Annotated in this window: 12 protein-coding genes and 3 pseudogenes; 8 read left to right on the top strand and 7 right to left on the bottom strand. The window is 57.4% G+C overall.

The genetic code is table 11. From position 1 onward, the window contains the following. Positions 1-19: 19 nt before the first annotated feature. Positions 20-544, bottom strand: coding sequence for an arsenate reductase ArsC (locus SB772_RS15670; protein ID WP_410834150.1), 525 nt, complete (start codon positions 542-544; stop codon positions 20-22). Positions 545-856: 312 nt separating this feature from the next. Here SB772_RS15670 and SB772_RS15665 point away from each other — a divergent pair. Together SB772_RS15665 and SB772_RS15660 are read left to right on the top strand one after the other, a co-directional pair. After that, a pseudogene (locus tag SB772_RS15665) lies at positions 857-1,006 on the top strand (DNA-binding response regulator); the annotation flags it as partial. An 88-nt stretch (positions 1,007-1,094) separates the two neighbouring features. Further along, positions 1,095-1,436, top strand: coding sequence for a metalloregulator ArsR/SmtB family transcription factor (locus SB772_RS15660; RefSeq protein WP_315697086.1), 342 nt, complete (start codon positions 1,095-1,097; stop codon positions 1,434-1,436). A gap of 165 nt (positions 1,437-1,601) precedes the next feature. Here SB772_RS15660 and SB772_RS15655 read toward each other — a convergent pair whose 3' ends face one another. Genes SB772_RS15655 through arsH form a run of 3 tightly spaced genes read right to left on the bottom strand, consistent with a single transcriptional unit; the run spans position 1,602 to position 3,197 of the window. Beyond that, positions 1,602-2,072 carry an ArsI/CadI family heavy metal resistance metalloenzyme gene (locus SB772_RS15655; protein WP_410834149.1) on the bottom strand — a complete coding sequence of 157 codons (471 nt, stop codon included), beginning with the start codon at positions 2,070-2,072 and terminating at the stop codon, positions 1,602-1,604. After that, positions 2,073-2,411 (bottom strand): ArsR/SmtB family transcription factor, encoded by a 339-nt coding sequence (locus SB772_RS15650; protein ID WP_410834148.1) that lies wholly within the window; start codon positions 2,409-2,411, stop codon positions 2,073-2,075. A gap of 9 nt (positions 2,412-2,420) precedes the next feature. Further along, positions 2,421-3,197 (bottom strand): arsenical resistance protein ArsH, encoded by a 777-nt coding sequence (gene arsH, locus SB772_RS15645; protein WP_410834321.1) that lies wholly within the window; start codon positions 3,195-3,197, stop codon positions 2,421-2,423. Between the two features lie 209 nt (positions 3,198-3,406). On the opposite strand from arsH, the pseudogene SB772_RS15640 reads away from it, so the two are divergent. After that, positions 3,407-3,649 (top strand): annotated as a pseudogene (locus SB772_RS15640) (MFS transporter); the annotation flags it as partial. A gap of 313 nt (positions 3,650-3,962) precedes the next feature. Here the strand turns inward: SB772_RS15640 and SB772_RS15635 are convergent. Together SB772_RS15635 and SB772_RS15630 are read right to left on the bottom strand one after the other, a co-directional pair. Continuing rightward, positions 3,963-4,640 carry a carbonic anhydrase gene (locus SB772_RS15635; RefSeq protein WP_410834147.1) on the bottom strand — a complete coding sequence of 226 codons (678 nt, stop codon included), beginning with the start codon at positions 4,638-4,640 and terminating at the stop codon, positions 3,963-3,965. An 18-nt stretch (positions 4,641-4,658) separates the two neighbouring features. Next, positions 4,659-5,972: a DUF2254 domain-containing protein gene (locus tag SB772_RS15630; RefSeq protein ID WP_410834146.1), complete on the bottom strand. Its 1,314-nt coding sequence runs from the start codon at positions 5,970-5,972 to the stop codon at positions 4,659-4,661. Between the two features lie 1,164 nt (positions 5,973-7,136). Between SB772_RS15630 and SB772_RS15625 the strand changes: the two genes are divergently transcribed. Next, positions 7,137-8,618 carry a PAS domain S-box protein gene (locus SB772_RS15625; RefSeq protein WP_410834145.1) on the top strand — a complete coding sequence of 494 codons (1,482 nt, stop codon included), beginning with the start codon at positions 7,137-7,139 and terminating at the stop codon, positions 8,616-8,618. 231 nt (positions 8,619-8,849) lie between these two features. Here the strand turns inward: SB772_RS15625 and SB772_RS15620 are convergent, their stop codons facing one another. Continuing rightward, positions 8,850-9,779 (bottom strand): lipid A biosynthesis lauroyl acyltransferase, encoded by a 930-nt coding sequence (locus tag SB772_RS15620; RefSeq protein ID WP_410834144.1) that lies wholly within the window; start codon positions 9,777-9,779, stop codon positions 8,850-8,852. Between the two features lie 577 nt (positions 9,780-10,356). Here SB772_RS15620 and SB772_RS15615 point away from each other — a divergent pair. The 4 genes and pseudogenes from SB772_RS15615 to SB772_RS15600 all read left to right on the top strand — a co-directional run. Continuing rightward, a pseudogene (locus SB772_RS15615) lies at positions 10,357-10,677 on the top strand (LysR family transcriptional regulator); the annotation flags it as partial. Between the two features lie 19 nt (positions 10,678-10,696). Next, positions 10,697-11,110, top strand: a complete 414-nt coding sequence (locus tag SB772_RS15610; RefSeq protein WP_410834143.1) for a RidA family protein — start codon at positions 10,697-10,699, stop codon at positions 11,108-11,110. A 144-nt stretch (positions 11,111-11,254) separates the two neighbouring features. Beyond that, the gene (locus tag SB772_RS15605; RefSeq protein WP_410834142.1) at positions 11,255-12,208 is read left to right on the top strand and encodes an MBL fold metallo-hydrolase; all 954 of its coding nucleotides are present in this window, start codon (positions 11,255-11,257) and stop codon (positions 12,206-12,208) included. A gap of 52 nt (positions 12,209-12,260) precedes the next feature. Beyond that, on the top strand, positions 12,261-13,328 hold the full coding sequence (locus SB772_RS15600) for a 4-hydroxyphenylpyruvate dioxygenase family protein (RefSeq protein ID WP_410834141.1): 1,068 nt from the start codon (positions 12,261-12,263) through the stop codon (positions 13,326-13,328). The last annotated feature ends 11 nt before the right edge of the window (positions 13,329-13,339 follow it).

The raw sequence follows: 13,339 nt of genomic DNA, 5'->3' as shown, positions 1-13,339 counted from the left end.
TGGTAGAGCTTCGTGGCTGTTACGAGGTCGTACCAATCGCCGTGACATCGATGCGACCGACCCATTGCAACTCTGCGCGAATCGCTGCTTCGTCCAGTCTCTCGAGCGGTACCTCAAGGAACGCCTCGACCCGATGCTTTATCTGCTGAAAGACCTGTTCGAATGCAGCGCGCTTTGTTTCATCCGTGCCCTCCATAGCAGCGGGGTCGTAGAAACCCCAGTGCGCTGACGACGGATGTCCCGGCCAGAGCGGACATACCTCGCCAGCAGCCTGGTCACATACAGTGACGATAAAGTCCATGAGAGGGGCATCCGGCCTGGCAAACTCATCCCACGACTTGCTGCGGAGATTTGACAAGGCATAACCCGTTTTTGCAACCTGCTCAATTGCGAAAGGATTGACCTTTCCGGTCGGACGACTGCCGGCACTGAAGGTCTGGAAGCGACCTTGTCCCAACGTAGCAAGAAGCGCCTCCGCCATCACGCTGCGGGCGGAGTTTCCAGTGCAGAGGAAGAGCACGTTGTATTTTTGATGTTCGGTCACAGGATTCTCCAGCAGACGCTGCCGTCGACGGCGAAATATATATCCACATCTCCAATATAATGGAAATGTACTGCCGTGACAAGCTCTTGCAGAGCAGATGAGGCTTCCTAAAAAGTCGGTTTTTTTGCGTGGTCATAGAAATTTCACGATGACTCGGCCTTGTCACTCGAACGTCACGAACTATACTTAGCATTCCGAAAGTATCTATATATCTTGTTGTATAGAAATGATGGTCGACTGAGGGTACCCAGTATGCACAAGCAGTTCGTTCGACGTCTAGTGGATGGTGTCGTAGCAGTAGAGGGAAATGAGGTGCCTGCCAGCATTCTAATTGTGGAAGACGGGCCGGCGATTGCCGAACTACTGGCCGTCAATATAAGGCACGCAGGTTACCTCGCGCTGCAGGCTTGCAACGTCGAAGGCGCGACCGCAGTTGAGTCGGAGGTGCTGCACGATCTCGTGCAGGCGGCAACGCACAAAAATGAACTGTCGCTCCGCTGACATCTCAATAGCGTTAGAATCATCGGCTTATTCCTATGACTTGCGCATCATGAAGGAAAAAGACGCTATTAAAGCCCTGTCCGCGTTGGCCCAACCGACGCGCCTCGGTATTTTTCGATTGCTTGTGACCGCCGGCCCGGAGGGGTTGAGCGTTGGCGTCATTCAGGAGCAACTGGAACTGGCGAGTGCGACGCTGTCTTTCCATCTGAAAGAACTGACGCATGCCGGGCTTGTGACGTCACGCCAGGAGGGCCGATTCGTCTATTACGCGCCTGAGATTGAACAGATGAACGACCTCGTCGGCTTCCTCACCGACAATTGCTGTCAGGGCGTGGAGTCTGCCGACTGCAAGCCGAGGAAGAAAGTGAAGTGCAAGCCGGTACCCGCATAACTGCGGTTCGATGCCGGCAACCCGCTCTATAAGCTGCACCATCGGATGCGCCAGCACAGCGCCCGCGGGCAACAGGTTCCACCTGGAGTAAATCCCGGGCGAAGCGGGAAGAATGTTCCGACTGCGACGGCCGCCTTGGCGGCCGTTTGCTTTGAGGGCGCAGATTCAGCAGCAGCCGACCTTTTTCTCAATTGCAGCCGGAATGGTCGCCGCCGGGGCGCAACAGGCTCCGCCCGCTTCAGAAGCGGCTTGTCGGCTGTCCGCCCCGAACATGGGAATGCCGCCAAGCGTGTGGTACGTCTCCCACGGCACGCCCGCCGGGTCCTGCGTCCAGTACTTGTTCGAGGATGCGTAGCAGCACTGCGCGCCGGGTTGGTCCTCGACGGTGACGCTTCCCGCCACGACCTGTGCGCGCAAAGCGGCCAGTTCATCGTCGCTGTCAACCTGAAAGCCGAGGTGATTGACGCCCGTTTCACCGCCGCGCGCTGAGATGGCGAAATTCATGCGCGGGTCCTCGAACATCCACTTCGCGTAATCGCCCTTGAGCACTGAAGGCTCCGCGCCGAACATGCTGCTATAGAAACGCACGCTTTCGTCGAGCTGCGGGACAACAACGTGCACGTGAAATCGCTTCATTTAGGCCTCCGTTTCGTTGGTCGCGCAGCCGCATTGCTCTGCTTGCTCCGCCGCGCAGCAGTTTTCCATCAGGAAATCCATGAGCGTCTGCATGTGGTCATAGCTGGCGCAGTAGATGATGAACCGGCCCTGGCTCTTGCCCTCAATGAGCCCTGCGTGTGCGAGTTCCTTCAGGTGGAATGACAGCGTCGGCGCAGGGAGCCCCAGTTTTTCAGCGATGGCACCCGGACTCATACCCGACCGGCCCGCGGTCACCAGAAGGCGAAAGACCGCGAGACGGGTCTCGTGTGCAAGCGCCGCGAGCGCCTTGACTGCCAGCTTCGAATCCAGAGTTGCCATCGCAGACCTTTATTGGTTGCCCGCCTTCTCTTCCTTCACGGAATAGTCGGCGATTGCACGGGAAGCGAGGTCGGTCGCAGGGTCGAGCCGACGGTCCTCCTGCACGCGTTCGCTGTACCGGTTTACGAGATACCCGGCACGGCCGCGCAGTAGCAGCGTGAACTTCACGAGTTCCTCCATCACGTCGACCAGCCGGTCGTAGTAGGACGAAGGCTTCATCCGGCCGTCCTCTTCGAACTCCTCAAAGGCCTTGGCAACAGACGACTGGTTGGGGATGGTGAACATGCGCATCCATCGTCCGAGCTGACGCAGTTGATTGACGGAGTTGAACGACTGCGAGCCGCCGCTCACCTGCATGACGGCAAGCGTGCGCCCCTGCGTCGGCCGGATACCGCCGCTGACCAGCGGTAGATGGTCAATCTGTGTCTTTATCAGGCCGGTGATGGTGCCGTGACGCTCCGGGCTGCACCAGACGTGCCCTTCAGACCAAAGGGACAGTTCAAGCAGCTCTTTCACTTTCGGATGATTCTTCACATCGACATCGTCGGCGTGCGGCAGACCACGCGGGTCGAAAATCCGTGTTTCTGCACCGAGCGTCTGCAGCAGGCGCGCGGCTTCTTCGACGAGCAACCGCGAGTACGACCGCTCGCGCAGCGAGCCATAGAGCAGGAGTATCCGGACGGGCGGCTGCCCCTCCATGCCGAGGCGCGCGGCAATATCTGTGTCGAAAAAATCCGGTTTCGCGGCAGGGAAGCCGTCGTCGCCGGTGATTGCATGCACTGTCATGTTGCGTTCCTGCAATTTGATATTTCCAATTATATGGAGATATTGACCCTGTTCAAAACCAAGTCCCGAGGTGTTTTCGAAAGAAACACCTCGCTCGACGTTTGCATTCTATAACATTTCCGGTATTCTGGAAATGTGAAATAATTGGTGCGTATGTGCACCCTTGGGCGGCGCCCGCAACCCAACAATGAAGTGGAAAGGCCGGATAGATGAGCACACTGTCGAGTCGAACCGAGAACGTCAGCGGAGACAAAGCGCCGGCAGACAGCCAGGACCGACTGGTTACATGGGCCTTGGCGCTGGCGCAACTCGTCTCATGGGGCTCCGTCTACTACTCGTTCTCCCTGCTGGTAGTGCCGATGGAGCAGTCCATGGGGTGGAGCAGGACTGCCACGAACGCCGCGCTTTCCGTTGGGCTGCTGGTTTCCGGGTTCGCTGCGTCGAGTGCAGGCTTTGCTTCTTCTTTCGATTCGCTCCAGAGCTTGCCGTTCTTGAGCAGGTACTCCGAGCGTATTCAGGCGCTGGCCGATGTGGTTCTTCCAGTTACGGATGAGCGTGCTGCCGAACGATCTCGATCGGCCATGTCCGGACATCGGTCCGAGCCTTCACGGGGCCATTCGAATGTCGGCTCCGCCACCTACAGCGGTCCTTCGTGCGCAGAACATTTCAGTCGCGTTTCCGATCAGCCCTCACCGCTCGACCATTCTCGCCACGGATAGCCCATCGACCCGGGATGGCAATTGTGTAGACGGGCTTCATGCGTCTTCACGGCGCCCGCGCAGCAAGGCGCGCAATCATCCGATCAGCCATCGCACGGTCGATGACTGCGAATGAGCGGCTCGTACGCTCATAGGCATACATGTCGCCAGTCGCGATGTCGAACCACCAGCCGCTCAACACCAGTGCACCCGCAGTGACCTGCTGGTGAACGATCGGGTATGTCATCAGATGCTCAAGCTGCACAAGTACGTTGAGTTGCGACAATTGATCGTGCGGTTTCAGCCGGTCATTGAGCGGACCTTCGTTTTCGAGGCGAAACGCTGCATTGTTCGCGTGGTACAGCCATTTGTCGAGGTTCGGCGCTTTCAGCTTGGCGTTGCGCGTATACACGGCTTTCATCGCGCCGCACTCGGAATGCCCGCACACGACAATGTTCGCGACTTTCAATACCAGCACTGCGTACTCGATCGCGCTTGCCTCTGAAAGGTCGCCGGTAGAGACTCCATCGGCAGTCGCCGGTGGAATCAAGTTGCCGACGTTGCGCATCGTGAACAGATCGCCCGGATGGGTGGAGGCAAGCAGGTCCGGCACAACCCGGCTGTCCGAGCAGGTGATGAAGAGCGCATCGGGCGTCTGCGCGAGCGCCAGTCTGCTGAACTGCTGCGCGTATTGCGGCAGCATTTTCTCGCGGAATTCGACAATCCCCATTATGAGTTTGTCCACGGTTTGCCTCCGAAAGGGCTAGTCGTTTGCTGTCGAGCCTGCCGAACCTCCGAGCCCTTGCGAGTCGGGGATGCGGGCCAACGCCAGGTCCTCGGGAAAAGGGTGCGTCGAGGCGATCGCGCGATCGAGCAGTGCCAGTTCGACGCACAACGCGTCATGACGATGTTCCGGAAGGCACTGGACGAGATTCTCTATGGCCGCGCGTAGACGTCGCGCAATCTGAATGCTGCCCGCGCCGTACTGTCGTATTTCGCGAAAACTGATATGCACGAAGTCTTCCCAATTGGGCGTCCGCAAGATCACCCGCACCCGCCCTGACCCATCCACAATCTCTTCGATGTGCAGAGACCGTTTGCCTACCACACGCAAGAGTCGGTGCACCTGGTCGACTGCAAGCACGGCCGTGGTCGGATCGTTGATCGCCGCCGACAGCGCTTTCAGCGCAATATCGACCAGGATCCGAAACGCGAACATAGGGTCCTGCTCCATCGTGCGTTCCGTCCCGAAAGCGACCAGGGTGCGGAGCCTCCTCTCATCAATTGCGCCAGAATTCCCGTACAAATAAAATAAGGGTTCGCCCACAGCGACGAAATCACCCACTTGCGGTACAAATTCGATGATTGAGTTAGTGCGCCGCGCCTTGGCCACCAGCCTTTCCAGATTCACGGCCAGAACGATGCCAGATTTGCCGCGGTGACGAACAATGCGATCAGGTACGCCTCGCTCCTTGTCACGTTCCGGCGAGGTACTTGCACCCGTAGTCGGAGCGGGATACACGCTCTCTATGACCGCCATCCCGTGCTTCCCAACGCCTGCTACGAGGCTTACGGGACGCAGAGATTTCGCGGCGTAGTCAATCAGGAAAAGGAACGCGACGACGGAAGCGAATCCGAATAGCGCTGCAATGAACACCTGAAGCTGGTGTACTTCATTCTCACCCATCCAGCTCAGTGTTCTATCGGCGAACAGCATTGTGAAAACGAACAATCCCGAGATGCCACGGATGATGTTATCGCGCAGCAGTGTCGTCGCGATGATCCGCGGGGTGTACTGCCCGCCAGCGACCTGGATTGCGACGAGCAGCGAACCGAACGTAAACACCAGAAACGCCAGGTCTGCGGAAACGATGTCACCAAGTAACGACCGCGCCCCAGTCATGGACAGTCCAAGAAAACCGGTTTTCGGATCAAGGATCGCTTGCCTGATCATCCACCTTCCCAGCATTTCAGTCAGAGGTTTTACCACGGCATAGATCGCTACTGCGATGAGCGGCACAGTCCACAGCGAAGATCTCAGGTAGCTCTTCAAGCTATACCAGCGATTCCAGTCCATGTTCGCTCTCTCCCTTCGATCCATATTGCAGCGGGAGACCAAAGGTCTTCGCGGTTCGCCAGGTGGCATGCAAAGGAGGCCTCCCGACCGGGCGTGCGCACGGCTGCGGTTACCCCACGGTCGCTTCCTCCGGCCCTCGTCTTGATGTCCCGTCGGTGCTCAGGCCCGCGCCGCTGAAACGTCCCAAACCACCTGTCTTGCATGCACGAACTGCACCGGCGCCCGGACGACACCGTCGCCTCTGCCAACACCCGCGACATCGGAGGGCCAGCACTGCCAGCAGGTGGGTTGATCTGCCGTACCAATACTGTCTGATTCCGCGGGTTGAGGCCAGATTGCTACCGCAAACGAACCCACCGGTCATGGGAAGAGTTCCGCTGGCGTGGACGAGGTGACGAACAGCTGAACGTTGCCGAAACAATACGACACCTGAACTTCCCGCCGGTCAATGAGACCTTGGTCCAACAGGTCAGGGACGCCGTGTTTCCACGATGGCACCTCGATGGATTCCGGAATGTCAAAGGCTGACGGCGTCCGGACGCGAGCAGGGAAGCCACGCCGATCGCGGCACCTCGCCAGGGCCTCGGGCGACCCCAAACGTTTCGCTTGACACAATGTGAACGGTTTTTCTGAAACCGCGAATAAGAGTTGTGGGCAACGATTTGCCAGCCGAACGATTCCAGCAAACTATTGCATCCCCCGTTGAATCCGCCACCTCAAAGCAGCCGTAGAGGCGACGCCGGTTTCAAGGTCCGGAGAGGGTCGGTCTATGTCTTTCGCATAGCTGCTGCGATCTGCGATCGAGGTTCGCGTTGGACCCGGTTCGTAAAGGCTGTTCTTCGGCCATGAAGAGAGGGTCACCGATCCCAGTGTGAACGACCGCTCTTCGGCGTTATGCAAAGCTTCTCATAGGTCGAATCCAGGCAGCCGTCGTTTCGCGTCTGATCGGGAGTCGGTGAAGTAAGCACGCGATACATTTTTCATGCCTCTTTCACGACTACGACGGAGTCACTTTCGCCCCGTTTTTGTTGTCTGCGGTCCTTGCATAATTGCAAGGACCGATTGTTGCATAATTGGCGCAGAATCAGGTTAGTTACGCACCAGGGGCCTGTATCGTGGGTGCCGGCCCGTCAAGCGCGACAAGCCGCGCGAGAGGAAAAATCCATGCGGGAAAGCGAAACGCGCTTCCGGACGATGATGGGCGCGGCTCCGGTGATGATCTGGATGTCGGATACGGCTCGGCTGTGTACGTTTTTCAACAAGCGGTGGCTGGATTTTACGGGTCGCACGTTGGAGCAGGAGATGGGCAACGGGTGGTCAGAGGGTGTGCACCCGGACGATTTCGAACGCTGCCTCAGCGTTTACGTCTCATCGTTTGACGCGCGCAAGGATTTCACGATGGAATACCGTCTGCGAAGACGGGATGGCGTATATCGCTGGATCCTCGATACCGGCGTGCCGCAGGAGGACGTCGACGGTACGTTTCTCGGCTATGTTGGTTCATGCGTCGACATCACCGACCGCAAGGAGGCCGAGGAAAAATTCCGGAGCGCTCTGGAATTCCTGCCAGTTGCCATTCTTATGGTTGATCAACACGGCCGGATTGTGCTGGTCAACGCGCAGACCGAAACGCTCTTCGGCTATCGACGTGACGAACTGAGCGGACAGCCTGCGACTATGCTCGTTTCGCAACTGCTAAGCGACAGGAGGGCCACGCCGGAACCCGAGATCTCACGCATGGCACACGCTTCCGTAGTGCCGGCTCCTCGCGATCTGTTCGCGCGGCGCAAGGACGGAACCGAGTTCCCGGTCGAGGCCGGACTCAAGACGGTTCGATCCGGAGATGAAGAGACTGTGCTCGCGGTCATCATCGACAGAACCGAGCGGTATGAACTTTACCGAAACCGGCAGGAACTGGCCCATTTGAGGCGCGTATCGACGATCGGTCAACTAACAGTATCGCTCGCGCATGAACTGAATCAGCCCCTTACCGCGATTCTGAGCAACACGCAGGCCGCCCAGCGGTTTATGGCAACGGATCCGGTCGACCTGGCCGAAGTGCGCGAGATACTGAAAGACGTTGTTCAGGAGACCAACCGCGCGAGCGATGTAATCCAGCGGATTCGCGCGTTCCTCAAGAAAGGCGAGCGGGAAATCGAGCCGCTCGATCCGGTCGCTGTGATCCGCGACGCGTTACAGCTGTTGCAAAATGACGCGATCGCGCGCGGTATGCGCATGTCAGTTGACTACAATGCCAATCCGGCCACGGTGTACGGCGACAAGGTGCAGTTGCAGCAGGTCATGCTCAATCTCTTGCTCAATGCGTTCGACGCGATGGACGGTCGTCCGGCGAGCGATCGCAGGGTGGCCGTGTCCATCACGCTTCAGAGCCCGCGAGCAGTGCGCGTCGCGGTGCGCGACCGCGGGGACGGCCTGCCCAGCGACCAGCTCGCGCTAATCTTCAACCCGTTTGTTACCTCGAAGCCCAAAGGCCTAGGCCTCGGATTGTCGATCAGCCGCACCATTATCGAGATGCATGGCGGGCGGCTATGGGCTGAAAACAATCCGGATCAAGGCGCGACGCTCTATTTCACGTTACCCGTAGTGGATGCCCCCCAGCGAGACCCCTTGCAATCGGTGCCGTGATCGACCCGGCTCAACGGCCTTTCTGATCGAAGACGGCAGTTTCGCAGCGCCAACATGACGGCACTCCAGGGCGTCTCGGGGGGCCTAAGTTCGCTGATCCAAAACTTTTCACAAGAGCGAATAAGGGACATTCCGATGTATGCGCCAGTATGGCTGCCTTGGGTTGACTGCGGCCAGATAGATGCGGCAGCGGTCAGCCAGCTTCGGTCGTTCGCTGTCAAAACGACCTGCTCAATACACCCCTGCCGTTCCCGGTGGACGATGCTTAAAGCGTCGATGCACCCAGTAATACTGCTCCGGATATTTCAGAATCTGCGCCTCAAGAAACGCATTCATGCGACGCGCGTCAACCGCGTCGCTTCCGGATGGCAAATCGGCGAGCGGTTCGAAAACTGTCAACTTATATCCTCGGTAATCCGGCAGCACCTCAGTCACGAACGGTACAACGCGCGCGTGCCCCAGTCTTGCAAGTCGCGAGACGGAAGTGAGCGTGCAAGCGGGAACGCCAAAGAATGGGACAAAAACAGAGTTATCAATGCCGTGATCCATGTCCGCCGCGAGCATGACTGGTTTGCCTGAGCGCAGTAGTCCTACGATCTTTCTGGCGCTCGTTGAGCGCTCAATCATCTCAGCGCCAAACCTGCCGCGTTGTTGCCTGGCGAGGTAGCACAAGCGTGTGTTGGACATGCGGGTATACAAGGAGGCGGCCGGTAGGCGCGTCGAGAAAAGGATGCAGCCAACCTCAATGGCCACGAAGTGAAAGCCCATAAAAATGGTAGGCGGAGCATCCTTGTCGTAAAGATCAATTTTGCTGTCGATCTCGACGAGATTTTTCAGCGATTGCGCGCTACCGAACCATTGAATGCCTCGCTCGAGATAGCTGCGCGCCACGTGACGGAAGTGGTTCCTCGCGAGATCATCGTATTCGCGCTCGGTCTTCTCGGGGAAACAGAGGCGCAGGTTGACCAGGACCACATGTTTGCGGTGGCTTGGAAACGCATACAAGGCTGCACCCAGCGCGCTGCCAAGCCTCGCGACCAATCGGTAAGGAAGCAGTGAAAAAGCTCGTAGCAAGGTGCGACTGTCGCGTCTTCGCGAAAGATTCGTTTCTCTCGGACCCTTGCGCGAGACCTCTGCGGATAGCGCTGTTTCACTGCGCATTCGGCGCACCGGTGACCACCCGAGCGCACGAACGCTGTGTCAAAATTTGAGCACAAAAGAACGAATTCCGGGCGTCGTGAGAGCTGGCTCTGGTCGGAGAAAGGTTAAATAATGTGCGTAATCTAGCGATAGCATGTTTATTGGTCGGGTAGATTGTACTGAGGCAAGTGGACAGAGAAAAGTCAGAGTCCTAGAAGCCGGATTTCGCTAAATCCACACTTAACAGCTGAGGTATTCTCCCGGAGGCTTCATGTGTCGTCTACCGTGTTACTCACCCATCGTGAACCTGCTCGTCGACATCATTGAAACTTCGCATTGCTCGGAAAATGACTTGGCAAGGTGTACCTACGAATTTGCGCTAGGTATCAATCAGGAGAAGCCCTTAATTAACGTCCGTAGGGGGTTTGTTTGCGACCGGCGGCGCGCGGTCTTGCGGATGACGATGGGATTGCGAGAACGTTTCACGAAGCGGGCACGCTGACCCGTCGCCGTCGACTGGATGAGCCTCTGGCGCACTCAGAGCACGTGTCTCGAATAGAATGCGACAGCCATACCCGGTAAGAGATTAACCAGAATCATGATATCGAACATCTCGGACCTTGACCTGCGCTTGATTCGAACATTCTTGGCCGTCGTGGATGCGCGTGGCGTCACCGCTGCGCAGGTGACCTTGAATGTTAGTCAACCGGCAATCAGTGCTCAATTGACTACTTTGGAAACTCGATTAGGATTTCGTCTCTGCGAGCGCGGGCGCAGTGGGTTCTCGCTGACCGGTCGCGGTGAGCGTTTCGCGGAATCGGCCCGTAAGCTTCTTGATGCAATCGGCAACTTCTCAAGTGAATCACGAAATCTTGACAAAAAGCTGGTCGGAAATCTGACGATATGCATCATTGGTCACCAGTGATTGAAGGACTGCCATGAGCAAAATCGAGCGCCTGCGTCTTCCTGAAGATGACGCAAACTTTGGAAGCAATCGCATTTTCGACCTGTTCCAATACTCGCCGGCTGTGACGGCCAATGGGCTGGTGTTCATAGCCGGGCAAATCGGCCTGCGTGCTGATGGGTCGATTCCGGAGGACCCGAAGGACCAAATCGACGTTGCATTCAAGCGTATCGAAGCTGTGCTCAAGCACATGGACCTTGATTTCACGGATGTTGTCGAGCTGGTTTCCTATCACGTCGACGTCGGCTCGCAACTTGCCACTTTCCGCGAAGTGAAGGAACAATACATTCGCTCGGATTTCCCGGCATGGACCATTCTCGGTATTGCCGCGCTGGCTCGTCCCGAGCTAATCGTCGAAATCAAGGTCGTCGCTGCGACCCGCAAGTAAGTTGCACATTCGTCGGCCGCGTCAAGCGCCAGAACCGATACTCCATTGACCACCGCTCCACGATGTGGACAGGCCACCGTGTTGCGCATTCGAGCACAACACGCAGGAGCGGGTTGTTCATCCTTATGAACGGAAACCAGCCAAATGGGCAAAGCATTCGCCTCGCATGGCGACCTCGAAGATAAGGTCGTCTCGTTCGAGAAACTCTCAGACAACGCCTACGCCTACACTGCAGAAGGCGACCCGAACACCGGCGTCATCATTGGTGATGACGCTGTGATGGTCATCGATACGCAGGCGACTCCTGTAATGGCGCAAGACGTAATTCGCCGCATCCGCGAAGTCACCGATAAGCCTGTCAAGTACGTTTTGCTGTCGCACTATCATGCTGTTCGCGTGTTCGGCGCGTCGGCATACCAGGCTCAGGAAATTCTCGCGAGCCGCGACACGTATGACCTGATTGTCGAACGTGGTGAGCAGGACAAGGCCAGCGAAATCGGCCGTTTCCCTCGCCTTTTCCGTAACGCTGAATCGATTCCGCCCGGCCTCGTATGGCCGACGATGACGTTCAAAGGCGAAATGACCGTCAACCTGGGAAATCTGGAGGTGATGATTCTGCAAGTCGGTCGCGGTCATACCAAAGGTGACACCATCGCCTGGTTGCCGGAGCAGAAGATTCTCTTTGCTGGCGACCTGGTCGAATACCAGTCGACTCCTTACTGTGGCGACGCCTATTTCCGCGCGTGGCCAACGACGCTCGACGCACTGTCGAACTTCAAGGCAGAAAAAATGGTTCCGGGACGCGGACCGGCTCTTAAGAACGCCGCTGAAGTGCGTCAGGGTCTGGCTGGCACACGTGCTTTCCTCGCGGATTTGTATGGTGCGGTAAACCGCGGTGTCGCGGATGGCAAGGACCTTAAGACCATCTATCGCGAAGTCTATGACTTCATGAAACCGCGTTACAGCGACTGGGTCATCTTTGACCATTGCATGCCGTTCGACGTGTCACGCGCCTATGACGAAGCCACCGGCTTCGATGGGCCGAGAATCTGGACGGCAGAGCGCGACGTCGAGATGTGGAAGCAGCTGGAAGCATAAGCCAGTCGGGCGCGGGCAAATTGTTGAATGAGACCTTGCTTCATCCGGCTTAATGCAGAACATATATTTTGGAATGCTACCTAGTGCCATGAATATTCGAGTGAAAACTAACGGATTCGCGTTTGTCGAGTTCGTCTCATCCCGACCCATGGAGCTCGTCGAGCTCTTCGAGCACCTTGGTTTCCGCCTCCGCGGTAAATCGAGGAGTGACATGCTCCTGATGACGCAGGGCGCAGCCGCGTTCATCGTCAACGGGAATCCGAATGCGTTCGAGTCCCAGCATGGCGCGTCGGTACGGGCGATTGGCATCCGTGTCAACAACGCGCAGGCTGCGCACGAGCAGGCATTGGCCGGCGGTGCGGTTAGCGCCTTTACCGAAAAGGAAGGGGAATTTGTCCTCGACACTCCGACGATTCTCAGTATCGGAGATAGTCTCGTGTACTTCGTTGACACCGACTTCCGTGAAATCTTCTCGCTTCCGGTCGAAGCTCGAAACACACGGGAAGGTGACGCCAATATCCTGGCCGTCGACCATACGTCGAATATTGTCCACCCCAAGAACCTCGATTTGTGGGCCAACTTCTACCGCGACACGTTTGGTTTTGCGGAGAAGCAGTATCTCGAAGTCAAGGGTCACATGTCCGGAATGCGCTCGCGCTCAATGGTGAGTCCGTGCGGCCGCGTGTCAATTCCGGTGGCAGCTGCTGCCCATGACCAACCCGGTGTGCTCAACCAGAACGATGAATTCATCCGCGACTACGGTGGCGAAGGGATTCAACACATCGCGCTGCTGACGTCCGATATCGAAGAGACGATTCAAAAGCTCAGCGCTGCCGGCATCGAGTTCATGGTGGCGCCATCGCAGAACTATTACGACGGAATCGATGGGCGTCTTCCGGGGCACGGCCTTGACATCAAGCACCTAGCTGAGCGCGGCATCCTGGTCGACGGCAAGGGTCCGCAGAAGATTCTGCTCCAGCGTTTCACGAAGCGCCAGATTGGACCGGTCTTCTTCGAAATCATTGAACGCCGTGGAGAAGACGGATTTGGCGAAGGTAATTTCAAGGCGCTGTTCGAATCGCAGGAGAAGGACCAGCAACAGCGCGGCTCGCTCAATTGACCCCGCGACAC

Origin of the sequence: Paraburkholderia sp. SIMBA_030 (assembly GCF_046535245.1) — a bacterium.
GTDB lineage: Bacteria > Pseudomonadota > Gammaproteobacteria > Burkholderiales > Burkholderiaceae > Paraburkholderia.
The sequence above is the reverse complement of the archived record's forward strand: the minus strand, read 5'-3'. Positions and strand labels throughout refer to the sequence as shown.